The sequence below is a fragment of the Streptomyces composti genome (assembly GCF_012034205.1).
GTDB classification, from domain to species: domain Bacteria; phylum Actinomycetota; class Actinomycetes; order Streptomycetales; family Streptomycetaceae; genus Streptomyces; species Streptomyces composti.
Window position 1 is genome coordinate 32,499 of sequence record NZ_JAATEM010000033.1, and the last position, 24,781, is coordinate 57,279.

General features: G+C 72.1%; 22 protein-coding genes and 1 tRNA gene. 16 read left to right on the forward strand and 7 right to left on the reverse strand.

Annotation, left to right across the window (positions count from 1 at the left end):
- Positions 1-58 precede the first annotated feature (58 nt).
- Positions 59-1,516, forward strand: a complete 1,458-nt coding sequence (locus HCJ93_RS24335; protein WP_167997941.1) for a PP2C family protein-serine/threonine phosphatase — start codon at positions 59-61, stop codon at positions 1,514-1,516.
- A gap of 178 nt (positions 1,517-1,694) precedes the next feature.
- Positions 1,695-3,152, forward strand: a complete 1,458-nt coding sequence (locus HCJ93_RS24340; RefSeq protein WP_167997942.1) for an aminopeptidase P family protein — start codon at positions 1,695-1,697, stop codon at positions 3,150-3,152.
- 150 nt (positions 3,153-3,302) lie between these two features.
- Here the strand turns inward: HCJ93_RS24340 and HCJ93_RS24345 are convergent, their stop codons facing one another.
- On the reverse strand, positions 3,303-3,767 hold the full coding sequence (locus HCJ93_RS24345; protein ID WP_167997943.1) for an ATP-binding protein: 465 nt from the start codon (positions 3,765-3,767) through the stop codon (positions 3,303-3,305).
- Positions 3,768-3,987: 220 nt separating this feature from the next.
- Between HCJ93_RS24345 and HCJ93_RS24350 the strand changes: the two genes are divergently transcribed.
- The 9 genes from HCJ93_RS24350 to HCJ93_RS24390 all read left to right on the forward strand — a co-directional run bounded on the left by HCJ93_RS24350 (position 3,988) and on the right by HCJ93_RS24390 (position 14,171).
- Positions 3,988-4,800, forward strand: a complete 813-nt coding sequence (locus tag HCJ93_RS24350) for a hypothetical protein (protein ID WP_167997944.1) — start codon at positions 3,988-3,990, stop codon at positions 4,798-4,800.
- A 246-nt stretch (positions 4,801-5,046) separates the two neighbouring features.
- Positions 5,047-5,787: a YcnI family copper-binding membrane protein gene (locus HCJ93_RS24355; RefSeq protein WP_167997945.1), complete on the forward strand. Its 741-nt coding sequence runs from the start codon at positions 5,047-5,049 to the stop codon at positions 5,785-5,787.
- Between the two features lie 93 nt (positions 5,788-5,880).
- Positions 5,881-6,537, forward strand: a complete 657-nt coding sequence (locus HCJ93_RS24360; RefSeq protein ID WP_167997946.1) for an SCO family protein — start codon at positions 5,881-5,883, stop codon at positions 6,535-6,537.
- Positions 6,534-7,001, forward strand: coding sequence for a copper chaperone PCu(A)C (locus HCJ93_RS24365; protein WP_167997947.1), 468 nt, complete (start codon positions 6,534-6,536; stop codon positions 6,999-7,001). The genes HCJ93_RS24360 and HCJ93_RS24365 overlap by 4 nt, the downstream gene beginning before the upstream one ends.
- Positions 7,002-7,015: 14 nt before the next feature.
- The gene (locus HCJ93_RS24370; protein ID WP_167997948.1) at positions 7,016-9,157 is read left to right on the forward strand and encodes a copper resistance CopC/CopD family protein; all 2,142 of its coding nucleotides are present in this window, start codon (positions 7,016-7,018) and stop codon (positions 9,155-9,157) included.
- Positions 9,158-9,163: 6 nt separating this feature from the next.
- The gene (gene efeB / locus HCJ93_RS24375; protein ID WP_167997949.1) at positions 9,164-10,450 is read left to right on the forward strand and encodes an iron uptake transporter deferrochelatase/peroxidase subunit; all 1,287 of its coding nucleotides are present in this window, start codon (positions 9,164-9,166) and stop codon (positions 10,448-10,450) included.
- 68 nt (positions 10,451-10,518) lie between these two features.
- Entirely contained in the window at positions 10,519-11,451 is a 933-nt protein-coding gene (gene pheA / locus HCJ93_RS24380; protein WP_167997950.1) for a prephenate dehydratase, read from the forward strand.
- 633 nt (positions 11,452-12,084) lie between these two features.
- The gene (gene serS / locus HCJ93_RS24385; RefSeq protein WP_167997951.1) at positions 12,085-13,362 is read left to right on the forward strand and encodes a serine--tRNA ligase; all 1,278 of its coding nucleotides are present in this window, start codon (positions 12,085-12,087) and stop codon (positions 13,360-13,362) included.
- A complete protein-coding gene (locus tag HCJ93_RS24390) occupies positions 13,359-14,171 on the forward strand; it encodes an HAD family hydrolase (RefSeq protein ID WP_167997952.1) in 813 nt (270 codons plus the stop codon). Before serS ends, HCJ93_RS24390 begins: the two co-directional genes overlap by 4 nt.
- A 42-nt stretch (positions 14,172-14,213) precedes the next feature.
- On the opposite strand, the gene HCJ93_RS24395 is transcribed toward HCJ93_RS24390, so the two are convergent.
- The 5 genes from HCJ93_RS24395 to HCJ93_RS24415 all read right to left on the reverse strand — a co-directional run bounded on the left by HCJ93_RS24395 (position 14,214) and on the right by HCJ93_RS24415 (position 18,281).
- A tRNA-OTHER gene (locus HCJ93_RS24395) sits at positions 14,214-14,319 on the reverse strand.
- A 457-nt stretch (positions 14,320-14,776) separates the two neighbouring features.
- Positions 14,777-15,496, reverse strand: a complete 720-nt coding sequence (locus tag HCJ93_RS24400; protein WP_167997953.1) for an ABC transporter permease subunit — start codon at positions 15,494-15,496, stop codon at positions 14,777-14,779.
- A gap of 10 nt (positions 15,497-15,506) precedes the next feature.
- Positions 15,507-16,418, reverse strand: a complete 912-nt coding sequence (locus HCJ93_RS24405) for an ABC transporter ATP-binding protein (RefSeq protein WP_167997954.1) — start codon at positions 16,416-16,418, stop codon at positions 15,507-15,509.
- Positions 16,415-17,329 carry an ABC transporter permease gene (locus tag HCJ93_RS24410; protein WP_167997955.1) on the reverse strand — a complete coding sequence of 305 codons (915 nt, stop codon included), beginning with the start codon at positions 17,327-17,329 and terminating at the stop codon, positions 16,415-16,417. The genes HCJ93_RS24405 and HCJ93_RS24410 overlap by 4 nt, the downstream gene beginning before the upstream one ends.
- A complete protein-coding gene (locus HCJ93_RS24415; protein WP_167997986.1) occupies positions 17,319-18,281 on the reverse strand; it encodes an ABC transporter ATP-binding protein in 963 nt (320 codons plus the stop codon). The genes HCJ93_RS24410 and HCJ93_RS24415 overlap by 11 nt, the downstream gene beginning before the upstream one ends.
- 299 nt (positions 18,282-18,580) lie before the next feature.
- Here HCJ93_RS24415 and HCJ93_RS24420 point away from each other — a divergent pair, with 299 nt between their 5' ends.
- The 5 genes from HCJ93_RS24420 to HCJ93_RS24440 all read left to right on the forward strand — a co-directional run bounded on the left by HCJ93_RS24420 (position 18,581) and on the right by HCJ93_RS24440 (position 23,534).
- The gene (locus HCJ93_RS24420) at positions 18,581-20,353 is read left to right on the forward strand and encodes an SDR family oxidoreductase (protein WP_167997956.1); all 1,773 of its coding nucleotides are present in this window, start codon (positions 18,581-18,583) and stop codon (positions 20,351-20,353) included.
- Positions 20,354-20,498: 145 nt separating this feature from the next.
- Positions 20,499-21,053 carry an RNA 2'-phosphotransferase gene (locus HCJ93_RS24425; RefSeq protein WP_167997957.1) on the forward strand — a complete coding sequence of 185 codons (555 nt, stop codon included), beginning with the start codon at positions 20,499-20,501 and terminating at the stop codon, positions 21,051-21,053.
- Positions 21,050-21,508, forward strand: a complete 459-nt coding sequence (locus HCJ93_RS24430) for a hypothetical protein (RefSeq protein ID WP_167997958.1) — start codon at positions 21,050-21,052, stop codon at positions 21,506-21,508. Before HCJ93_RS24425 ends, HCJ93_RS24430 begins: the two co-directional genes overlap by 4 nt.
- Positions 21,509-21,679: 171 nt before the next feature.
- A complete protein-coding gene (locus HCJ93_RS24435; RefSeq protein WP_167997959.1) occupies positions 21,680-22,582 on the forward strand; it encodes an LLM class flavin-dependent oxidoreductase in 903 nt (300 codons plus the stop codon).
- Positions 22,583-22,646: 64 nt separating this feature from the next.
- Positions 22,647-23,534, forward strand: a complete 888-nt coding sequence (locus tag HCJ93_RS24440) for an HAD hydrolase family protein (protein WP_206317892.1) — start codon at positions 22,647-22,649, stop codon at positions 23,532-23,534.
- Positions 23,535-23,625: 91 nt separating this feature from the next.
- Here the strand turns inward: HCJ93_RS24440 and HCJ93_RS24445 are convergent, their stop codons facing one another.
- On the reverse strand, positions 23,626-24,687 hold the full coding sequence (locus HCJ93_RS24445) for a M23 family metallopeptidase (protein ID WP_167997961.1): 1,062 nt from the start codon (positions 24,685-24,687) through the stop codon (positions 23,626-23,628).
- Positions 24,688-24,781: the final 94 nt, after the last annotated feature.

The window sequence follows — 24,781 nt, forward strand, 5'->3', positions numbered from 1 at the left end:
TGGACATCTCCTCACGAGTGCGTGTACATGTGGAGCACTGCCGGCGACGCAGAATGACATGGGGGTTTGCGATGCTTTTGCGCAGTACGCACCGGCCGGAAAGCCGGACGCCATGAACGCCCCGCACCCTCCGAAAGTGGCCGGAATCGATTCAACGGTTCCCGCCCCCGCACACACTGTCGGGCCCGTCGCCGCCGACAGCTCCGGTGCACCGCCCGGCCCGCAGCACGCACCGAGCGCGGTGCTCCAGGACCGGCTGGCCGGATGGGTCTCCGACCTCACGACCCTCCACGAGCTCACCGAGCGCCTGAACCGGACGAGCACGCTCGACGAGGCCATGCGGGAACTGCTGCGCGCCGGAGCCGCCCTGGTGGGCGCCCGGCGCGGACTTGTCGTGCTGGAGCCCGCCGACGGCCTCGGCCCGGACACCACCGTCGGCCTCGGCCTCGCCCGCTCGGACCTCGGGCACATCGAGACGGTGCCGCGCAGCTCGCTGTCGTACGGCAGGATCCTCGACGGCCTGCCCGGCGCCGAGGACGGCATCGCGGAGCCCGACCTGTTCGCCGAGAAGGGGCTCGACCCCCGGCACCGCGAGGTCGCCGCCCGCCTCGGCTACGCCGCCAGCTACGCGCTCCCGCTGGCCGCCGAGTCCGCGCAGCGCCTGGGCGCCGCGGTGTGGCTGTACGACGAGCCGGCCGAGCCCGGCGAACGCCAGCGGCACCTGGTCGGCCTGTACGCCCGCTACGCCGCCGAGCACCTGGCCCGCCTGGTGGAGCTGCACCGCACCCGTACGGCCATGGCCACCATGAGCGAGGAGCTGCTGCCCTCCCGGCTGCCGCGCGTCCCCGGCGTGCAGCTCGCCGCCCGGCACCGCACCTCCCCGCGCGGCGGCGGCGACTGGTACGACGCCCTGCCGCTGCCGGACGCGGCGCTCGGTCTGGCCGTGGGCTCCGTCACCGGGTCGGGACCGAGCGCGGTCGCCGCGATGGGCCGGCTGCGCGCCTCCCTGCGGGCGTACGCGGTGATGGAGGGCGAGGACCCGGTCGCCGTCCTGTCCGACCTGGAACTGCTGCTGCGGCTCACCGAGCCGGCCCGGTCGGCCACCTCCCTGTTCGGCTACTGCGAACCGGCGCTGCGCAAGATCACCCTGGCCGGTGCCGGACACAGCCCCCCGCTGCTGATCGGGGAGCGCCGCACCGAGTTCGTGGAGACCTCGGTGTCGGCACCGCTCGGCATGCTCGCCTGCTGGGAGGCGCCGAGCGTGGAGATCCACGCCGAACCGGGAGAGACGGTTCTGCTGTACACCGACGGTCTGCTGCACCGCACCGGCGACCCCACGGACCGCGCCTTCGCCCGGCTGCACGCGGCGGCCGCCGGGGTACCGAGACCGCTGCGGCGCGACCCGGACCCCGTCGTCGATCACATCCTGCGGACGATGCTGCCGGAGGAGGCGGACGAGACGGACGGCACCGACCCGGGCGAGGACGTGGTGCTGCTGGCGGCGCGCTTCGAGTAGGCCGGTCCCTGCGGGCCTCCGGGCGTGCCCGCCGTCCTCGGGCGCGGCCGCCTGCGCGGCGACCGGCGTCACCGATCGGCACCGGTGACCCGTGACGTAAGAGGCGCTCACCTCCGGTGACCGTTTCGGCGCGACCGTACGATGGAGGGCGGTCCAGTGCCGTATCGAGGAGGATGACGTGGCCGACGAGCTCACCCCGGAGACCCCGGAAGAGACCGAAGAGCCCATCAAGCAGCGCAAGAACGGCCTGTACCCGGGCGTGTCCGACGAGCTGGCCGAGAACATGAAGACCGGCTGGGCCGACACGGAGCTGCACGACCTGGAGCCGATCCCGCAGGCGGCCGAGACCGCCGCCCGCCGCGCCCGGCTCTCCGCGCGCTTCCCCGGCGAGCGCCTGGTGATCCCCGCGGGCAACCTCAAGACGCGTTCGAACGACACGGACTACCCCTTCCGCGCCTCGGTCGAGTACGCGTACCTCACCGGCAACCAGACCGAGGACGGCGTCCTCGTCATGGAGCCCACCGCCGACGGCCACCGGTCGACGATCTACCTCCGGCCGCGCTCCAACCGGGAGAACGGCGAGTTCTGGCTGGACGGCCACGGCGAACTGTGGGTCGGCCGCCGCCGCTCCCTCACCGAGGCGGAGAAGCTCTACGGCATCCCCGCGTCCGACGTGCGCGAGCTGCCCGACGCGCTGCGTGAGGCCACCGGCCCGGTCCGCGTGGTGCGCGGCCACGACGCCGGCATCGAGGCCGCGCTGACCGACAAGGTCACCGCCGAGCGCGACGAGGAGCTGCGGGTCTTCCTCTCCGAGATGCGGCTGGTGAAGGACGACTTCGAGATCGGCGAGCTGCAGAAGGCCGTCGACTCGACGGTGCGCGGCTTCGAGGACGTGGTGAAGGTCCTCGACAAGGCCCAGGCGACCAGCGAGCGCTACATCGAGGGCACCTTCTTCCTGCGCGCCCGCGTGGAGGGCAACGACGTCGGCTACGGCTCCATCTGCGCGGCCGGCCCGCACGCCACCACGCTGCACTGGGTGCGCAACGACGGCCCGGTCCGCGCCGGCGACCTGCTGCTGCTCGACGCGGGCGTCGAGACGCACACGTACTACACGGCCGACGTCACCCGCACCCTGCCGATCAGCGGCCGCTACACCGAGCTGCAGAAGAAGATCTACGACGCGGTGTACGACGCCCAGGAGGCCGGGATCGCGGCGGTGAAGCCGGGCGCCAAGTACCGGGACTTCCACGACGCGGCCCAGCGGGTGCTGGCCGAGCGGCTCGTGGAGTGGGGCCTGGTCGAGGGCCCCGTGGAGCGGGTGCTCGAGCTGGGGCTGCAGCGCCGCTGGACCCTGCACGGCACCGGCCACATGCTCGGCATGGACGTCCACGACTGCGCCGCCGCACGGACCGAGACATATGTCGACGGCACGCTGGAGCCCGGCATGGTGCTCACCGTCGAGCCCGGTCTGTACTTCCAGGCGGACGACCTGACCGTGCCGGAGGAGTACCGGGGCATCGGCGTCCGCATCGAGGACGACATCCTGGTCACGGAGGACGGCAACCGGAACCTCTCCGCCGCCCTGCCCCGGCGCTCGGACGAGGTCGAGGCCTGGATGGCGTCTCTCCAGGGCTGACATCCCCCGACGCCGAAGAGGCCGGGTACCGCTGGGTACCCGGCCTCTTCCGCTCACGGCTTCCGGTCCGCCTGGAACCCAGGGGGCAAAGGCTCGCGGACCTCAGGCGGGAGGCGCCCGCGCAGGCCCGCCCGCCGGGCCGCACCGCCGTCACACCGCCATCAGGGGGGCGTCTTCCCGCCATTTGAGGATCTTGTCGAAGCTCAGCACCGCGCCGCCGCGGCCGGGCTGGGTGCCGAAGTGGACGTGGTCGGCGAGTTCCTGGATGAGGCAGAGGCCGCGGCCGTGCTCCGCGTCGGCGGGAGCCGGGCGGGCGGGGAGCCGGGAACGGGAGCCGGCCCCGGCGGAGAAGCCGGGGCCGGCGTCGGCGACCTCGATGCGGCACTTCTCGCCGTCCAGATAGGCGGTGACCCGGTAGGCCTCGGAGGAGGCACCGCGGGCGCCGTCGCCGCCGTGCTCGACGGCGTTGGCGCAGGCCTCGCTGAGGGCGACGGACAAGTCGTAGGAGACGTCGGGGTCGACGCCCGCGGTCTCCATCGTGCCGAGCAGCAGGCGCCGGGCGAGCGGCACGCTGGCAGCCTCACGCCGCAGTTGGAGTGACCACCAGATGCTCATGCTCCAGCCTCCAGGCCGCGCCTCGACATACCGTTACGTATTGCCCTGGGTGCTCACGTGTAAGCGTGAAGTTGACGTGATGCCGCCCATATGGCGGGTGTGCCGGGAAGCCGATCGGTGTATGTGGGGCGGTCGGCGGCCAAGGCGACCTTCCGGTCGAACCTCATCTTCGGGACCTGCCGTACGGCGCCCGGGGGCCCGGTGCGATGATGGGCCCGCCATGTCTGCCCCCCACCCGCGTACGACGCGCACCGGAGCAGGGCTCCGGATCATGCGGGCCGCGGTGTTCGCCGCGGTCTGTGTCGTGCTGGCCGGGGCAGGTCACACGATCACCTCCTGCACCGCCGTTCCGCTGTGGGCGCTGGGCGCCGGTTTCCTCGCGGCGCTGGCGGTCGCGGTGCCGCTGGCGGGGCGTCCCCGCTCGCTGCCGGGGACGGCGGCCATGCTGACGGTCGGTCAGACGGCGCTGCACACGCTGTTCGGGCTGGGGCAGCACGGGGCCGGTTCGCCGGCCGGGGCGCGGCTCTCCGACGCGGCACTGGTCGAACGGGCGGCGCGGCTGGCCTGCGGTCCCCACGAGGGGGCGATCAGTGCGGCACGGGCGCGGCAGATCCTGACCGACGCGCGGGTGCTCCCCGCGGGCGGCGACCCGCACGCCGGGCACGTCCTGACGGACTCGGTGTCCTCGGCCGGCGCCCCGGTGTCACTGCTGCCGTCCCTGCCGATGCTGCTGGTGCACGTCCTGGCGGCGCTCGCCACGGGCTGGCTGCTGCGGCACGGCGACCTCGCACTGCTGCGGCTCGCCGACCTGTCGGCCCACGGCGTCACCGAGGGCGCACTCATGCGGTCGCTGCGTGCCGCGATCGCCCTGGTGTGTGTGCTGCGCGCGGGGCTGCCCGGCGCGCCGGAAGCCGCGCCGAGGACACCGACGCCGCAGCTCACGCCGCCGCCGCCGCACACCACCGCACTCCACCACACGGTGATCCGGCGCGGCCCGCCCGCCGGCCGCACCGCACTCGCGCTCGCCGCCTGACACGGCGCCGCTCCCGGTTCCGCGGAGGGGACGCCACGGCCTCGTCGGGAACAGGACCGGGTTGCCCCGGACCGACCGGCCGAGAAGGGGTACGGCGCGGGCCTCCTCCGAGGAGGCCCGGCATGCACGGGTGCGTCCCCGCGTCTCCGCGTGCGCCCGGTCCGCCCCCGGCGGGGGTGCCGTCCGCGTACGCGTCACCGTCCGTGAAACCGAAGAGAACACGAAGAGAAGCGGAGTGCTTCTGCCATGAAGGCTTCCCGTATCGCCGCCGCCGCTGCCGTCGCCGGTGCCGCCGTGCTCGCCCTGTCCGCCCCCGCCGTCGCGCATGTGACGGTGCAGCCGGAGGGCGAGGCCGCGAAGGGCTCGTACGCGGTCGTCGACTTCAAGGTCCCCAATGAGCGGGACGACGCCTCGACCACCAAGCTCGAGGTGACCTTCCCCGCCGACCACCCGCTGGCGTCGGTGATGCCGCAGCCGGTGCCCGGCTGGAAGGCCGAGGTCACCAAGTCCAAGCTGGACAAGCCGCTCGAGCTGCACGGCAAGAAGATCGACGAGGTGGTCAGCAAGGTCACCTGGACCGCCGACGGCAAGGGCATCGAGCCCGGCTTCTTCCAGAAGTTCCCGGTGTCCATCGGCACACTGCCCGAGGACGCCGACGAGCTCGCCTTCAAGGCCCTGCAGACGTACTCCGACAAGGAGGTCGTCCGCTGGATCGAGGTGCCGCAGAAGGGCCAGGAGGAGCCGGACAACCCGGCGCCGGTCCTCGCCCTGTCCGAGGCCCCCGAGGACGGCCGGCACGGCGCCTCCGACGGCAAGGCGGAGGACGGGACCGAGAACGCCGCCGCCGGGACCGGCGCCGCGGACTCCGAGGAGTCCGGCGGCGGCACCGACACCACCGCCCGGGTCCTGGGCGTCGTCGGCATCGTGGTCGGTGCCGCGGGCGTCGCCTACGGCGTGCTGGCCGGCCGCCGGCGCTCCACGACCTGACCCGCACCCTTTTCCACGGCGTGCACCGGGACCGGCCACGGCCCCGTGTCCTCCCGGTGCACGCCGGATCACTCACCTCCGGGGACACCTCACATGCGCAACAAGACCCTGACGGCGGCGGCCCTGCTCGCCGCCACCCTGACCCTCACCGCCTGCGGCACCGACGACGGGGACAGCGGCGACGCCCCCGTCACCGTGGTCTCCGAGGAGGCCGGTCAGAAGAAGGCGGCCACCGTTCTCGACAAGCCCTTCGAGAAGCCGGACCTGGTCCTCACCGACACCGACGGCAAGCCCTACGACTTCCGCGAGGAGACGGCGGGCAAGCCCACGCTGATCTACTTCGGCTACACCCACTGCCCCGACGTGTGCCCGCTGACGATGAACAACATCGCGGTGGCCAAGAAGCAGCTGCCCAAGGAGCAGCAGGACAAGCTGCAGATCGTCTTCGTCACCACCGACCCGAAGCGGGACACCCCGAAGGAACTCGGCAAGTGGCTCAAGGGCATCGACCCCCAGGTCACCGGCCTCACCGGTGACTTCGACACCATCCAGGCCGGCGCCCGCACCCTCGGCATCTCCATCGACCCGCCGCGCAAGGACGACAACGGCAAGATCGTCTCGGACCACGGCACCCAGGTCGTCGCCTTCAACCCGAAGACCGACGCCGGCTACCTCTTCTACGGTGACGACGCCACCGTCCAGGACTACGCCAAGGACCTCCCGAAGATCATCAAGGGGGAGAACCCGTGAGGCGGCTCGCGGTCGCGGCCGGGGTCGTCGCGGGGGCGCTCACCCTGGCCGGCTGCGGCGGCTCGGACTCCGGGGCGGACGCGGCATCGGACAAGGCGGAGCTGTCCGTCACCGGTGCGTACATGCCGCAGCCGGTGTCGGACATGGCGGCCGGGTTCTTCACCATCACCAACAAGGGCGGCGCCGACGACCGGCTGACCTCGGTCAGCAGCGACATCGCCGGCCAGGTCACCGTGCACGAGACCGTCGACGGCTCGATGCAGGAGGTCGAGAGCCTCGAGATCCCGGCGCACGGTCGGCTGGTGCTGAAGAGCGGCGGCAACCACCTGATGTTCGAGGAGCTGAAGCGCAAGCCGAAGGAGGGCCAGAAGGTCACCGTCGAGCTGCGGTTCGCCCACTCCGACCCCGTCACGGTCGACATCCCGGTGAAGCCGGCCACCTACACCCCGAAGCACGGACACTGAGGGAGACCACCCCCGTGACCACCCAGACCATCGCCCCCCGCGTCCGGACCCTGCTCGTCCTGCTGCTGGCCGTCGCCGGCACGCTCCTGGCGGGTGCCGCGCCCGCCTCCGCGCACGCCGCGCTGACCGGCAGCGACCCCCGGCAGGGGGCGGTGGTCGACAAGGCGCCCGCCAAGGTCTCGCTCACCTTCTCCGAGCCGATCGCGGTCAGCGACGACGCCGTGCGCGTCCTCGACCCCAAGGGCGAGCGCGTCGACCGGGGCGAGGTGTCCAACCCGGAGGGCACCACCTACACGGTGCGCCTGCTCAGCGGGCTGCCCGACGGCACGTACACGGTGACCTACCAGGTGGTGTCGGCGGACAGCCACCCCGTCACGGGTGCCTTCACCTTCTCCATCGGCGCGCCCTCCGAGACCACCGTGTCGGCCTCCGCGCAGGCCTCGGACGAGGGCCCGGTCGGCTGGCTGTACGGCGCCGGACGGTATGTGTCCTACGCCGGGTTCGTGGTGCTCGTCGGTGCGGCCGCCTTCGTGCTGGCCTGCTGGCCGCACGGGTCCGGGGTGCGGGCGCTGCAACGGCTGGTGGTCGCCGGCTGGCTGGCGCTGACCTCGGCCACCCTGGCGCTGCTGCTCCTGCGCGGCTCCTACACCGGCTCGGGGAAGATCGGGGACGTCTTCGATCTTTCGCTGCTCGGTGAGGTGCTGCAGACCAAGACGGGCGCGGCGCTGGTGTCCCGGCTGCTGCTGCTCGCGGCGGCTGCGCTGTTCATCGCGGTGTTCTTCGGCGCGTACGACAAGCGGGACGACGAGGAGAAGCGGGATCTGGCCTTCGGTCTGGCGATCGGCGGCACGGTGGTGGCGACCGGTCTTGCGGCGACTTGGGCGCTGTCCGAGCACGCCTCCACCGGGCTCCAGCCGGGCATCGCCATGCCGGTCGACGTGATCCATCTGCTGGCCGTCGCCGCCTGGCTCGGCGGGCTCACCGCCCTGCTGGTGGCGCTTCACCGGGCACCGGCCGAGACCCCGGTCGGCCGGGACGCGGTCCGGCGGTTCTCCCGGCTGGCCTTCGGCAGTGTGCTCGTCCTGGCCGTCACCGGGATCTACCAGAGCTGGCGTCAGCTCGGCTCCTGGTCGGCGTTCACCGACACGCGGTACGGGCAGCTGCTGCTGGCGAAGATCGGCCTGGTGGCGGTGCTCGTCGGGATCGCCTATGTCTCGCGGACGTGGACGGCCCGGCTGGCGGAGACTCCCCAGCGGGAGGAGTCCAGGAAAACCAAGGAGGCCACCGAGGCCAGGAAGGCCGCGCAGCACGCGGGCGCCGTGGCGCAGGGGGGCGGCACGGGCAAGGGTGCGGCCGCGAGCGGCGCGGCCGAGGGCGGTGCCGCGGGAGCCGGTGCGGCTGGCAAGGGCACCTCCGGTGAGGCCGACGAGGGCAGCAGCGCTTCGGACGAGGCTGGTACGGGTGACGGCTCGGCGAGCGAGGCCGGTGACGGCACACCCTCCGCAGGCGACGCCGGGAAGAACGCCGCACCCGCCGGAAAGGCCGCCGACGCCACCGGCTCGGTGCGGGCCGCGCAGCTCGCCCGGCAGCGGGCCGCCGTGGAGGCGGCCCGGCGGAAGCGGCTGCGGGACGCCGACCCCAATCGCTCCGGTCTGCGCCGTTCCGTGCTCGCGGAGGCAGGCGTCGCCGTCGTACTGCTCGCCGTGACGACCGTGCTGACGCAGACGGAGCCGGGGCGCACCGTACAGGAGGCCGCCGCGGCCACCTCGTCCTCCTCTTCCTCTTCGTCGTCCGCCGCCTCCGGGCAGGGATCCGGCGCGGTCACCCTGAACATGCCGTTCGACACCGGCGGCAAGGACGGCAAGGGCGTGGTGACCATCGACCTGGACCCGGCGCAGGTGGGCAGCAACGCCGTGCATGTCTATGTGGAGGGCCCCGACGGCAAGCCCTACGACATCCCCGAGGTCAAGATCGCCTTCACCCTGGAGGCCAAGGACATCGGGCCGCTGCCGGTCGCGCCCGATCACCTCTCCACCGGACACTGGTCCGCGAGCGGGGTGCAGATCCCCATGGCCGGTGACTGGAAGATCGAGGCGACCGTGCGGACCTCCGACATCGACCAGGTGACCGTCTCCAAGAACACTCAGATCGGCTGAACCACCATGGCTGACCAGTCCACTTCCCAGACGGCTCCGGACGCCCCCGAGGAGGGCGCCGCCACGCGGGCCGCGGGTCAGGGGATCTCGCGGCGACGGCTGCTCGGCACCGCCGGGGCGACGGGCCTTGTGTTCGGCGCGGCGGGCGGCGCCGTGGGATACGCCTCGGCTCCGGCCGATGCGTCGACCCCGCTGTCGTCGGTGGGCGAGCGGCGGGTGCCGTTTCACGTGAAACACCAGCCCGGTATCACCGAGGGACTCCAGGCCCGGGGCCATCTGATCGCCTTCGATCTGGCGCCGGGCGCCGGCCGCAAGGAGACCGCCGCGCTGATGCGCCGCTGGTCGGACACGGCCCGGCGCCTGATGGCCGGGGAGCCGGCCGCGCACGGCGACACCGATGTGGCCCGTGACGCCGGCCCCTCCGGACTGACCCTGACCTTCGGTTTCGGGCACAGCTTCTTCGCCCGTACCGGGCTGGAGAAACAGCGCCCGGTGGCCCTGGACCCGCTGCCGGAGTTCTCCTCCGACCGCCTCGACAAGACGCGCAGCAACGGCGACCTGTGGGTGCAGATCGGCTCCGACGACGCACTGGTCGCCTTCCATGCGCTGCGCGCGATCCAGCGGGACGCAGGCTCGGCCGCCCGGGTGCGCTGGCAGATGAACGGTTTCAACCGCACGCCGGGGGCCACCGCCCGCCCCATGACCGCCCGCAATCTGATGGGCCAGATCGACGGCACCCGTAACCCCAAGCCGTCCGACCCGGACTTCGAGCAGCGGATCTTTGTCCCGGAGAACGGCGAGCCGGCGTGGATGGCGAACGGCTCCTACGCGGTGGTGCGCCGGATCCGGATGCTGCTCGACGACTGGGAGCAGCTGTCGCTGAAGGAGCAGGAGAACGTCATCGGGCGCCGCAAGTCCGACGGCGCCCCGCTCTCCGGAGGCACCGAGACCTCGGAGATGGACCTGGAGAAGACGGACGCCGAGGGCAATCTCGTCGTCCCCTACAACGCGCACGCCCGGATCACCCGGCCCGACCAGAACGGCGGGGCGGCGATGCTGCGGCGCCCGTTCTCGTACCACGACGGGATCGACGCGGACGGCGTGCCGGACGCGGGGCTGCTGTTCATCTGCTGGCAGGCCGATCCGCTGCGCGGGTTCGTGCCGGTGCAGCGCAAGCTGGACCGCGGGGACGCGCTGTCGCGGTACATCCGGCATGAGGCGAGCGGGCTGTTCGCGGTGCCGGGCGGTGCGGCGGAGGGAGAGTACGTGGGGCAGCGCCTGCTGGAGGGGTGAAGCCGCCGGACGTCACCCGGAGAGGTCATGCCGGGCCGGCGGAGGCGCGGGCCCATTAGGGTGAGGTCATGCCCGCGAGCTATGCCTATCTCGGCCCCGAAGGCACCTTCACCGAGGTCGCCCTGCGCACGCTTCCCGAGGCCGCCACCCGGGAGCTGGTCCCGTACGTCTCCGTGCAGTCCGCGCTGGACGCGGTGCGCGCCGGTGAGGCGGAGGCGGCCTTCGTGCCGATCGAGAACTCCGTCGAGGGCGGCATCACCACCACGCTGGACGAGCTGGTCGCCGGCGCCCCGCTGATGATCTACCGCGAGGTGCTGCTGTCGATCGCCTTCGCGCTGCTCGTGCGGCCCGGCACCAAGCTGTCGGACATCAAGACGGTGACGGCCCACCCGGCCGCCCAGCCGCAGGTCCGCAACTGGCTCAAGGCCAATCTCCCGGACGCCGTCTGGGAGTCCGCCGCCTCCAACGCGGACGGTGCCCGGCTGGTGCAGGAGGGCCGTTACGACGCGGCCTTCGCCGGTGAGTTCGCCGCCTCCCGCTACGGCCTGGAGGCGCTGGAGACCGACATCCACGACGCGGAGAACGCGCAGACCCGCTTCGTGCTGGTCGGCAGGCCGGCCCGGCCCGCCGCGCCGACCGGCGCCGACAAGACCTCCGTGGTGCTGTGGCAGCGCGACGATCATCCCGGTGGCCTGCGTGATCTGCTGGGCGAGTTCGCCACCCGCGGTATCAACCTGATGCTGCTGCAGTCCCGGCCGACCGGTGCGGGCATCGGCAACTACTGCTTCTGCATCGACGCCGAGGGCCACATCTCGGACCGCAGGGTGGCCGAGGCGCTGATGGGGCTGAAGCGGATCTGCCTGCAGGTGCGTTTCCTCGGCTCGTACCCGCGGGCGGACGTGGGCCCCGAGGAGGTGCGGCCGCTGCTGCCCGGGACCTCGGACGAGGAGTTCGCCGCGGCGGCCGACTGGGTGGCGCGGTGCCAGGACGGCAGGTTCTGACCCGCTGATCCCGACCGGGGCACCGCGGGGTGCGGAACGGGACCGGCCAGGTGCGGGTACGGGCGTCGTACGGCGGCCCCGGGGCCGTCTCGTGGCGGCCGTCCGAGCGGTGCTACCTGCCGATTTTCGGTTGTCCACAGGAGTTATCCACAGGTCCGCTTCTCGACCTGGGGACAAGTCGACACCCACTGCACCTTCGGTCGACAAATCGCCCTTTGAGGCATGATCGCGTTCACTGTGCCGCCCATCACCCTTCGTCCACCCTTTTCCTTTGGTCAACCCTTTGGAGCGACTCCTTTCCACTCGAAAGTGGGGGTAAAGGGTCTTTGTCCAGGGAATCCTCGAGTTCGATCAAGTGATTCGGAGTGATCAATTCCAACGTCCACAGTTTTCCCCCACACCCTGTGGATAACTTTTTGGATCACACTCGGACCTGTGGACAACCGGCCGCCCAGGGCCTCACGGCCAGGGAATTCCGGTCAACCCGCATACTCGCACCTACCCGTTCCGGGCTGCGCCGCCATTCCCTTGACCTCGAGGAACACAGCACGCATTTCGCTCATAACAGGACGTAATTGGCGCCACGGCAATAGTGAGTCGAGAGCCGTCCGTCCGCACCGGTAGCCTTGAGCCGTGATTGACCTTCGCCTGCTTCGTGAGGACCCCGACCGTGTGCGCGCTTCCCAGCGCGCCCGTGGAGAGGACGTCGCGCTCGTCGACGCCCTCCTGTCTGCCGACGAGCGGCGCAGGTCGTCCGGCGTCCGCTTCGACGAGCTGCGCGCCGAGCAGAAGGCGCTCGGCAAGCTCATCCCCAAGGCGACCGGCGACGAGAAGGCGGAGCTGCTGAGGAAGGCGGAGCAGCTCAAGGCCGACGTCAAGGCGGCCGACGCCGACCGTGACGCCGCGGCCGCCGAGACGCAGGAGCTGCTGCTCAAGCTGAGCAACATCGTCCACCCCGACGTGCCCGTCGGCGGCGAGGACGACTTCGTCACCCTGGAGACGCACGGCACCATCCGTGACTTCGCCGCCGAAGGCTTCGAGCCCAAGGACCACCTGGAGCTCGGCCAGATCCTCGGCGCCATCGACGTCGAGCGCGGCGCCAAGGTCTCCGGGTCCCGCTTCTACTTCCTCACCGGCGTGGGCGCCCTGCTGGAGCTGGCGCTGGTGAACGCGGCCATCGCGCAGGCCACCGCGGCCGGCTTCACGCCGATGCTGACCCCGGCGCTGGTCCGCCCCCAGTCGATGGCCGGCACCGGCTTCCTCGGCCAGGCGGCGCAGGACGTCTACCACCTCGACAAGGACGACCTCTACCTGGTCGGCACCTCCGAGGTACCGCTCGCCGCGTACCACATGGACGAGATCATCGACGCCGACCGGCTGCCGCTGCGCTACGCCGGCTTCTCCCCGTGTTTCCGCCGCGAGGCCGGCTCGCACGGCAAGGACACCCGCGGCATCTTCCGGGTGCACCAGTTCGACAAGGTCGAGATGTTCTCCTTCGTCGCCCCCGAGGACTCGCAGGAGGAGCACCGGCGGCTGCTGGAGTGGGAGAAGCAGTGGCTGACCTCGCTGGAGCTGCCGTTCCGCGTGATCGACGTCGCCTCGGGCGACCTGGGCTCCTCGGCCGCCCGCAAGTACGACTGCGAGGCGTGGATCCCGACCCAGGGCAAGTACCGCGAGCTGACCTCCACCTCCGACTGCACCGAGTTCCAGTCGCGGCGCCTGCAGATCCGCGTGCGCGACGGCAAGACCGTGCGGCCGCTGGCCACGCTCAACGGCACCCTGTGCGCCGTGCCGCGCACCATCGTGGCGATCCTGGAGAACCACCAGCAGCCCGACGGCTCCGTGCGGGTGCCGGAGGTGCTCCGGCCCTACCTGGGCGGGCGGGAGCTGCTGGAACCGGTCGCCAAGTGAGCGGCTCCTCCTCACCGTTCCCGTACCGGCTGGTCGCCACCGACCTCGACGGCACGCTGCTCGGCTCCGACGGATCGGTCACCCGGCGCACCCGTGACGCGCTCGCCGCGGCAGCGGCGGCGGGCGCGGCGCACATCGTCGTCACCGGCCGGGCGGTGCCCTGGACCCGCCCCGTCCTCGACGACCTCGGCTACCAGGGCCTCGCCGTCTGCGGTCAGGGCGCCCAGGTCTACGACGCCGGGGCCGGGCGCCTGCTGACCTCGGTCACCCTGGACCGGCAGCTCGCCGGAGTGGCCCTGGCCAAGATCGAGGCGGAGGTCGGACCGCTGCATCTGGCGGCGAGCCGGGACGGGCTGGACGGTGAGGTGCTGGTCGGGCCCGGCTACGAGGTGGTGGGCGGGCTGCCCGCCACCCCGTTCACGGACGCCTCGGACCTGTGGTCGGCCCCGCTGAACAAGCTCTACATCCAGCACCCGACGCTGAGCGACGACGAGCTGGCCGAGACGGCCGAACGGACCGCGGGCGGTTTCGTCACCGTGACGCTGGCGGGCGAGGGCATCGTGGAGCTGCTGCCGCTCGGCCTGTCCAAGGCCACGGGGCTGTCGCTGGCGGCGCGCCGGCTCGGGGTGAAGGCCCCGGAGACCATCGCCTTCGGGGACATGCCGAACGACATCCCCATGTTCGCCTGGGCCGGACACGGTGTGGCGATGGCCAACGCGCATGCGGAGCTGCGGGCGGTGGCCGACCAGGTGACCTCGTCCAACGACGAGGACGGTGTGGCCGTCGTGCTCAAGCAGCTGCTGAACTGAACCGGGCCCCGGCTCGGTGACGAGCCTCGGCCCGGCGATCGGCGGAGGATGCACGGATCGAACGTGCGCGGGCCGTTCAGCCCGACCGTGGCCTGCCTCTGGTGGAGCGCAGTGCAGGGCCAGTGCCTTGCCACTCGGCCAATCCTCCGGGTGGGCGGCCCACGCGAGGTGCGACTCGCGTGCTCGAAGCGGCCGCCCCGGGCAGCTCCCGTGGGGTGCGGTCTCGACGGAGCAGTAGGGATTACTCCGGAGTCCGCCGCGGGCTGCCCTGACGGGAGCAGGACGTACTGCCGTGCATGGACATCGTCCCGCTCCTCTCCCGGTGCAGGGGCGCCGGATCGTCACCGGCGCCGGACAGCACCACTGTGCCCGGCCGGCCCTGCCGGACGCCACCGAATAAATCCGCGGAAACCGCGCCGCACAGGGCCGCGCAGGACCGCGGGCCCGCACGGCAGCGCCGGGGCACCACGGTGCCACAGCGCCGGGGCGCCACCCGTGATCGGCGGCGCCCCGGCGCGTACGGGCGCGATGCTGACGCGGCACCGACCCGGTGCCGGCGGGGCCCGGCGCGGGTCACTCCTCCCCGGGCCCCGCGGGTCAGCGGGTCACTCCTCCCCGGCGAGGGTCAGCGTGCGCAGCTTCTGGCCTGCGCACCAGGTGGCCAGCACGGTCACCGCGGCAAGCAGCACCGTCGCCGTGGTCAGGCCCACGTCGGAGGTGATCAGATCGCCTCCGGCGACCTTCTGCGCCACGGCCAGCGACCACTGCTGGACGCTCAGCGTGCGGGCGCCGGGCACCAGGGAACCGAACAGCGCCTCCCACACCAGCGCGTACACCAGACCGAACACCACCGCGTGCCGGGAGACCGTGCCGAGCAGCAGGAACAGCGCCGCGTAGGCGATGGAGGCGACCAGCGCCGCCACGGTGTAGGCGACCGCGATCTGCTGCCCGTTGCCGTTGAGGACGAAGCCCGCGATCAGCGTGGGCACCGCCGAGAAGACCATGGTCACGGCGATGGCGACGATCAGCTTGGTGAAGATGATCGTGGGCCGCTTGACCGGCTTGGAGAGCAGATACACCACCGAGCCGTCGTCGATCTCCGGGCCGATCGCACCGGTACCGGCGATCACGCCGATGATCGGCACCATGGTGGCGAGCGCAAGCCCGCCCAGCAGGTCGGCCGCGGTCTGGTCGTCGGCTCCGGCGAGGCCCCGCACCGCGAACGCGATCAGCAGGAGCAGCAGGGGCAGCGCGCCCAGGATGAGGGCCCGGCGGCGGCCGAGCAGGGCCCGGTAGGTGAGCCGGGCGACTGTGGGGTCGTACATCTTCGGCCTCCTACGCCGCGACGAGATACGAGAAGACGGACTCGAGCGACTCGTCCGACGGCGAGACGGTGAGCAGCCGGATGCCGTGGTCGCGGGCCACCCTCGGCAGCAGCGCCGTGAAGCGGCCGAAGTCCACCGCCTGGATGAGCAGCGCGCCCTCGGCCCGGTCGACCTCGATGCCGGAGGTGGACGGGTCGGCGATCAGCGCCGCGGCCAGGGCGCGGTCGTCGCTGGAGCGCACCAGGTAGCGGTGCGGGCGGTCGGTCATCAGACGGCGGATCTTGCGGAAGTCGCCGCTGGCCGCGTGCCGGCCCGCCACCACCACCTCGATGTGCCGGGCGAGCTGCTCGACCTCCTCGAGGATGTGGGAGGAGAACAGCACCGTGCGGCCCTCGTCGCCCATGCGCCGCAGCAGGTCCATCAGCTGCATGCGCTGGCGCGGGTCCATGCCGTTGAACGGCTCGTCGAGCAGCAGCAGCGACGGCTCGTGGACCAGCGCCGAGGCCATCTTCACGCGCTGGCGCATGCCCTTGGAGTACGTGGCGATCTTGCGGTCCTGGGCGTACTCCATCTCGACCGTGGCGAGCGCCTTCTGCGCCGCCTTGGCGCCCAGGCCGTGCAGCTCGGCGTTGGCGAGGACGAACTCGCGGCCGGTGAGGAAGTCGTACATCGCCTCACGCTCGGGGACGATGCCGATGTGCTTGTAGATGGCCTCGTTGCGCCACACCTGCTGCCCGTCGAGGGTGACGGTGCCGGTGGAGGGGGCGAGGAAGCCCGCCATCATGTTGATGAGGGTGGACTTCCCGGCGCCGTTGGGGCCGAGCAGGCCGGTCACGCCGGGGCCGATGGTCATGGTGATGTCGTTGACGGCGACCACATTGCCGAACCAGCGGGAGACGTGGTCGATGGAGAGCGTTGTCACAGGCCCACCTTCTTGTAGCGGCGCACCAGGAGGCCGTAGCACGCGGCGATCAGACCGAGGGTGAACAGGACGTAGACGACTCCCTCGCCGGTGTCCGGGCCGACCCCGCCGGGGAAGGTGGACGTGGCTCCGAGGAAGGCGGTCTGCACCCCGTCGATGAGGGTGACCGGCGAGAACAGGCCGATCCAGGCGATGGAGCCGTCGCTGCCCTGGGCGTCCGCGATCGCCTGGAGCGTGGAGACCGCGCCGTAGGAGATGGTCAGGACCGCGATCACGGCCGCGATGCCGAAGCCGCGCCGCGGGGTGACGGCGGCGATGACCAGGCCGATGCCGGCGAGAAGCAGCGAGAGCAGTGCCACGGAGACGATTCCCTGAGCGAATCCCTTGGTCTGGTCGGTGAAGTCGAGCTTGGCGAGCAGCGCGCCCAGGTACAGCACCAGCAGGGGTGCGGCCGTGAGGGCGAACAGGGCCGAGGCCAGCGCGGCGAACTTGGCGAGCACGTAGTCGGCGGTCTCGATCGGCCGCGAGAAGTACAGCGGGACGGTCTTGAAGCGCAGGTCGCGGGAGACCGCCACCGGTGCCTGCGAGGCGACGTACAGGCTGATCACGGCCTGCATGATGATCGCGTACTCGGTGTAGTCGACGGGCAGGTCCTTGGCCTTGGTGGCCACGGCGACGGCCACCATGATCGCGGCCGGCACGCACATCACCACGAACAGCAGCATCGGCAGCACCTTGGACTTCACCGAGCGGCCGAGGCCGTAGGCGCCGCGCAGCGACTGCGAGTAGAGCGAGCGGCGGGCGTAGGCGCGGCCGAGCCGGGGTCCGTCGTAGGAGCGGTAGCCGATGTTGTGGATACGGGTGTCACCCGCGGCGGTGGCGGGTGTCCGCAGGGACTGCTCAGCTGCCATGGCCGACCGCCTCCTTCCGCTGCTCGTCGCTGCTGGTGAAGACCTCGGCGATGTGGTGCCGGCGCTGCTCCATGCGCACCAGGCCGAGGCCCAGGTCGGCGATCACGTCGCGGACCAGGTCGTAGGTCTCCTCGCCCTGCGCGGTGAGCAGCAGGATGTGTCCGGCGCCCGGGAGTCCGCTGCCGTCCTCGGCGCTCACCCCGCGCGCCTGGAGCGCCTCGCGCACCGCGCGGGTGCCGTCCGGGTGCTCGTCGGTGTCGGTGACCTCGATCGCCAGGGTGGTGGTGGTCTGGGTGAAGTCGGTGGTGGAGCTGGACCGCAGCAGCTTGCCGCCGTCGATGACGACGACGTGGTCGCAGGTGCGCTCGAGCTCGCCCAGCAGGTGGGAGGTGACCAGGACCGAGATGCCGAAGTCGGTGTGGATGCGGCGGATCAGGCCGAGCATCTCGTCGCGGCCGACCGGGTCGAGGCCGTTGGTCGGCTCGTCCAGGAAGACCAGCTGCGGGTCGTGCACCAGGGCCTGAGCCAGCTTCACGCGCTGCTTCATGCCGGTGGAGTAGCCGCCGATGGGGCGGTAGCGCTCCTCGTACAGGCCGACATGGCGCAGCGTGTCCGCGGTGCGCTCGCGCGCGGCGGTGGGCGGCAGCCCCGACATGCGGGCCATGTGGACGACGAACTCGGTCGCCGACACGTCCGGCGGCAGGCAGTCGTGCTCCGGCATGTAGCCGACCCGCTCCCGGATGGCGGCGCCCTTGTCGGCGACGTCCAGTCCGAGCACTTCGGCACGGCCCTCGGTGGCGGGGGAGAGACCAAGAAGAATCTTGATCAGAGTGGACTTGCCGGCTCCATTGGCTCCGACGAGTCCGGTCACACCGGGCCCGATGTCCACGGAGAGCCGGTCAAGAGCGGTCACCCTCGGGTACCGCTTGCTCAGGCTTTCGGTCGCGATCACAGTCACGTCCTCGACGGTATTGACCCGTACCACGCCGGTCGTCAGACCGGAGAGCCGTCTTGGGGTCCATCTGGAGTCGTACGTTCCCGTAGGGGAGTCGTACGTGCTTGTAGGGGGCGTGCTCGCGGGGGGTGCTTTGCGGGGCGTACTCACAGGGGGGTGTTCGCAGGGGCGCTGTTGACGTCTTGTCCAACAACTGCCAGATTCGCGGCAGCCCCGCCCGCCCGCGCCGCCTGCGCAGACGCGTGCTGAGCGGGCCGGGGAGGGCGGAGACGGCCGAGTCGGCGGGGAGGGCGGAGATGGCGAAGGCAGCGGAGAGCGGCCTGGCCGGCGCGCGGGAGCGACGGGTGCGGACGGGCGGGGTCGAGCTGTGCGTGGCCGAGCTGGGCGAGCCCGGCCGGCCGGTGGTCGTGCTGGTGCACGGCTACCCCGACAGCAAGGAGGTGTGGTCCGAGCTGGCGCCACGCCTCGCCGAACGCTTCCACGTGGTGGCGTACGACGTCAGGGGCCACGGCCGGTCCACGGCACCGCGTCCGCTGCGCGGAGGGTTCACCCTGGAGAAGCTCACCGACGACTTCCTGGCCGTCGCCGACGCGGTCAGCCCTGACCGGCCGGTGCATCTGGTGGGGCACGACTGGGGTTCGGTGCAGGGCTGGGAGTTCACCACCGTGCCGCGCGCCAAGGGCCGGATCGCCTCCTTCACCTCCATGTCGGGGCCGTCCCTCGACCACTTCGGCCACTGGATCGACCGCCGCCTGAGGCGCCCCACCCCGCGCCGGGTCGGTCAGCTGCTCGGCCAGGGCGCCAAGTCCTGGTACGTGTACGCGCTGCACACCCCGGTGCTGCCCGAACTGGCCTGGCGCGGCCCGCTGGGCAGGGCCTGGCCGCGCGTCCTGGCGCGGATGGAGAGGGCGCCCGGCGGTGGCTACCCGACCTCGTCGCTGCCCTCGGACGCGGCCCACGGGGCATGGCTGTACCGGGACAACGTCCGCGCCCGGCTGCGCAGGCCGCGCCCCGACGCGTATGCGCACGCACCGGTGCAGCTGATCACGCCGCTGGACGACGCGTTCCTGTCCGAGCGGCTCCACGACGGCCTGGAGCAGTGGGTGCCGCAGCTGACCCGGCGGACGCTGCCCGCCCGGCACTGGATACCGCGCACCCGCCCCGACCAACTGGCGGTGTGGATCACCGACTTCGTCACCTCGGTGGAGGCCGGCCGGACCCGGGTGGCGGCGCCGGGCCGGTACGCCGACCGCTTCGGCGGGCAGCTGGTGCTGGTCACCGGGGCCGGAAGCGGCATCGGGCGGGCGACGGCGCTGGCGTTCGCGCGGGCGGGCGCACGGGTGGTGGCCGTCGACCGCGACCCGGACTCCGCCGCCCGCACCGCCGCGGACGCCCGCCGGGCCGGTGCCCCTCAGGCCTGGGCGGAGCAGGCGGACGTGTCCGACGAGCAGGCCATGGAGAAGCTCGCGGACCGGGTCACCACGGAGTACGGAGTGGTGGACATCCTGGTCAACAACGCCGGCATCGGACTCGGCGGCCCCTTCCTCGACACCACCCCGGAGGACTGGAAGCAGGTCCTCGACGTCAATCTGTGGGGGGTGATCCACGGCTGCCGGCTGTTCGGCCGGCGGATGGCGGAGCGCGGGCAGGGCGGCCACATCGTCAATGTCGCCTCGGCCGCCGCCTTCCTGCCGACCCGTGCCCTGCCCGCCTACGGCACCTCCAAGGCGGGGGTGCTGATGCTCAGCGAGAGCCTGCGCGCCGAGCTCGCCGGGCGGGGGATCGGCGTGACGGCGATCTGCCCCGGCTTCGTCAACACCGCCATCACCTCCACGGCGCGCTTCGCGGGCGCGGACGCCGAGGAGCAGCGGCGGCTGCGCGGGCGGGCGGCCCGCCTGTACGGGCTGCGCAACTACCCGCCGGAGAAGGTCGCGGACGCGGTCCTGCGGGCGGTGGTGCGCAATCAGGCGGTGGTGCCGGTGACCGCCGAGGCACGAGTGGCGCATGCGCTGAAGCGATGGGCGCCGGGGGTGCTGCGCCGGCTGGCGCGGGTGAGGCCTCCGGTGTGAGTGATGCCCCCGGAGGGTGCTTCGTCGCCGAGGCTGTCCACAGCTGGCCCCAAACCGCCTGTGGATAAACCGAGTTGACTGTGGATCAAACCTCAGGAGGCGAAATCGATCGCGTGATGTACGTCTCTCCCGGCAAGCTGAGGGCATGGACGAGAGACGCACCGTGCGGGTGTCCAAGTACATCGCCAGACACCTGCGCCACCAGCCGGAACGGATCGGACTCGTGCCCGACGAGGGCGGCTGGGTGGAGATCGACGCGCTGATCGCCGCAGCGGCCGCCCATGGCTTCCGGTTCACCCGGGAGGAGCTGGACCATGTGGTCGCCGTCAACGACAAGCGGCGCTTCACCGTCGAGGGCAACCGCATCCGGGCCAACCAGGGCCACAGCATCGAGGTGGACCTCGGGCTGCCGCCGGCCATTCCTCCGGAGCTCCTGTACCACGGCACGGTGGCCCGCCATCTGGCGGCGATCCGGGCGGAGGGCCTGCGCCCCATGACCCGGCACGACGTGCATCTGTCCGCCGATATCGAGACCGCCACACGGGTGGGGGCCCGCAAGGGCCGCCCGGTGGTGCTCACCGTGGAGGCGGGCGCCATGCACCGGGACGGCCATGTCTTCCGGGTGAGCGCGAACGGCGTATGGCTGACCCAGGCGGTTCCGCCCCGTTATCTGCGATGTCCTCAAGACTTTGCGGCATGATCAGTGGTATGGACCACTTGCCGACCACCGAGGCCGCGGTGACCGTGCTGAAAGAGCTCGCGGAGACCTATGAACGCGAGATCCGGGTCAGCCATGACATCGGCGCCGACCAGACCTCGCGCCGCACGGCCGCCGGCTTCGGCGTCGTCACCGACCCGGACGGCTCGCTCCCCCACGAGGCTTTCGTCGAGTTCGGCGGTCTGCCCCGGGTGAGCGTGCGGCTGTTTCCGGAGGACGACGCGCTGATCGACGTCGAGGGCGTGGAGTGCCCGGACATCCCCCGCGACGACGTGCCCGCCTTCCTCCGGTCCCTCTTCGACGGCCTGGCCTACGTCAAGGCCCGCCGTTTCCTCCCCGGCTACTTCTTGATCGTGCCGCTGCCCGGCGACCGGACGCACAAGGAGTACGTCCCGATGATCTCCCTGACGCCCTGGCTCAGCGGCCGGGTGCGGTGACGGTCCGTCCGCGGCGTCACGGACGTCGGGTGCAGCGTCACGGACGTCGGGTGCAGCGTCACAATGTCCGGGCGCGGCGCCACGGGGACCGGGAGCGGTGACCGCTCACCCGTGACGCCACGGACCGTGACCGTTTCACGTGAAACAGGTGGCGGCACATAGGCTCGAGGCATGAGTCTGCGCCTGAGCACCGTGATCCTCCCCTACCGCCGCTGGCACGAGGGCAGCCGCGCGAGCTGGGAACGGGCCGAGGAGCTCGGCTTCCACACCGGATACACCTACGACCATCTGTCCTGGCGCAGTTTCCGGGACGGCCCCTGGTTCGGTGCCGTCCCCACCCTGACCGCCGCGGCGTGCGTGACCGAGCGGATGCGGCTCGGCACCCTGGTGACCTCCCCCAACTTCCGGCACCCGGTCACCCTCGCCAAGGAGCTCATCTCCCTCGACGACATCTCCGGCGGACGCATCACCCTCGGCATAGGAGCGGGCGGCACCGGCTTCGACGCCACCGCGCTCGGACAGGAGCCGTGGACGCCGCGCGAGCGGGCCGACCGCTTCGCCGAGTTCATCGGCATGCTCGACCGGCTGCTCACCGAGGACTCGGTGTCGTACGAGGGCGACCACTACGCGGCACACGAGGCCCGCAACATCCCCGGTTGTGTGCAGCAGCCCCGGCTGCCGTTCGCGGTGGCCGCGACCGGACCGCGCGGCATGCGGCTCGCGGCACGCTACGGGCAGGCCTGGGTGACCACGGGCGACCCGAAGCTGTTCGAGAACGGCACCCCCGAGCAGTCGGTCCAGGCCCTGCGCAGGCAGACGGAGCGGCTGGCCGACGCCTGCGCGGAGATCGGGCGGGACGTCGCCGCGCTCGACAAGATCCTGCTCACCGGGTTCACCCCGGACCGGAACCGTCCGCTGGAGTCGCTGGACGCCTTCGTGGACTTCGCGGGCCGGCACGCCGAGCTGGGCTTCACCGAGATCGTGCTCCACTGGCCCATTCCGGACTCGGACTTCGCCGTGGACGAGAAGGTCTTCGAGCGCATCGCGACCGAGGCGGCGGCGCAGCTTCCGTGAGCAGCCTTGGGGTGACGGGAGTAACCACTCAGATGTGCGGAGATCCGCACGGCCGTGCGGGCATATGCGGGACAATGGCCGGGTGACCTCAGCGACCCGACAGCCCGTGACCCCGGTTTTCGCCACTCCACCGCGGCTCATCGCCACCGACCTCGACGGCACGCTGCTGCGCGACGACAAGTCGGTGTCCCCGCGCACCGTGGCCGCGCTGGCCGCCGCCGAGCAGGCAGGCATCGAGGTCTTCTTCGTCACCGGCCGCCCCGCCCGCTGGATGGACGTCGTCAGTGACCACGTCCACGGCCACGGCCTCGCCATCTGCGGCAACGGCGCCGCCGTCGTCGACCTGCACGGCGGCCCCGGCGAGCACCGCTTCGTCAAGGTGCGGGAGCTGGCCCGGGAGAACGCGCTGGACGCCGTACGGCTGCTGCGCGACGCCGCCCCCGGGACGCTCTACGCCGTGGAGCAGACCTACGGCTTCTACCAGGAGCCCGACTACCCGAAGCTGCACATGGAGATCCCGGACGCCCTCGCCCCGGCCGAGGAGCTGCTGGCGCCGGACTCCGTCGCCGCCGGTGAGCCGGTGCTCAAGATCCTGGCCTACCACCCCGAGCTGGATCCCGACGCCTTCCTCACCCTGGCCCGCCTCGCGATCGGCGACCGCGCCACCGTCACCCGCTCCAGCCCCAGCGCCCTGCTGGAGATCAGCGGACCGGGCGTGTCCAAGGCCAGCACCCTCGCCCTGTGCTGCGCCGAGCGGGGCATCTCGCACGAGGAGGTCGTCGCCTTCGGGGACATGCCCAACGACGTGGAGATGCTGACCTGGGCGGGCCGCTCCTACGCGATGGGCAACGCCCACCCGGACGCCCTGGCCGCCGCCTCGGGCCGCACGGTCGCCAACAACGACGACGGCGTGGCCGTGGTGATCGAGCAGCTGCTGGCCGAGCACGGCTGACCGGCAGACCTGGCCGGGGCGGGCCCGGCTGATCAGGGGGCCGGGGCCGAGCAGGCCTGACTGGGCGGATCCTGGGCCGGTCAGGAGCTGCTCAGAGCGACACCCCGCGCCGGGCCAGCCACGGCACCGGATTCACCGCCGAGCCCATCTCCGGGGTGACCCGCACCTCGAAGTGCAGATGCGGGCCGGTGGAGTTCCCGCTGGTCCCGGACTGGCCGATCCACTGCCCCGCTGTGACGTGGTCCCCCTGGTCGACGGCGACGGAGGCCAGGTGGGCGTACTGGGTGTAGTAGCCACCCGCGTGCTGGACCACGATCTCGATGCCGAAGGCGCCTCCGCAGGACACCCTCACCACCTTCCCCTGGCCCACCGCCCGCACCGGCGTGCCGATCGGCACCGCGAAGTCCTGCCCGGTGTGCCGGCTGGCCCACCGCGCCCCGCCGCTGCCGTAGGACGCCGACAGCTCGTAGGTCTCCACCGGTGCCACCCAGGGGTCGGTGAAGTTCGTCTCCGGCTGGTCGAGCCGCACCGCGCCCCGGCAGGAGCCGGCCGCCACCGAGGCGTCCGCCTGGCCCTGCAGCTGCCAGCGCGCCGTCTCCAGCTTCTGCTCGATGTCCCGCTTCAGATCGGCCAGCTGCCGGTTGCGCTTCTCCAGCTTCTTCCACGCCGCCGCGGCCTTCGCCTCGTCACGGGCGAGCCGGGCCTCGGCACGGGCGCCCTTCTCCAGCGCGTTGTCGAGCGCCAGATTCGCCTGCGAGAAGACCCGCTGACCGCGCATCAGCTCATCCGGGTCGTCGGCGAGGATCATGTGGGCGGTCAGCGGCAGCCCGCCGCCGTTGCGGTACTGGGACCGGGCGAGCCGCCCGAGGTCCTCGCGCAGCACGGAGATCTCGCGCCGCTCGCGGTCCAGCAGCTTCTCCAGCCGCTGGGCCTCCGACCGCTGCCTGGCCGCCTGACGCTGCCCGGCCTCGTAGCGGCGGGTCGCCGCCGCGGCCTCCGCGTACAGCTTGGCCACCTGGGCGCTGACGCTGGCGGGTGCCCCGTGGCCGGGGGCGCGGGCGCCGTCGCCGCCGTCACTGGGCCGTGCGGCGAGCACGGCCAGCGCGCACAGCAGCACGGTGGCGAGCAGCGGACGGCGACGGATGAGGCGCATGACAGCGATCCTTCACCCGGCCCCGCCGCAGGGGCCTGTTCTGGTCGTACGCCCGGGGGACCTCGTGCCCGGATGGACCAGTGATGCGGCCGTG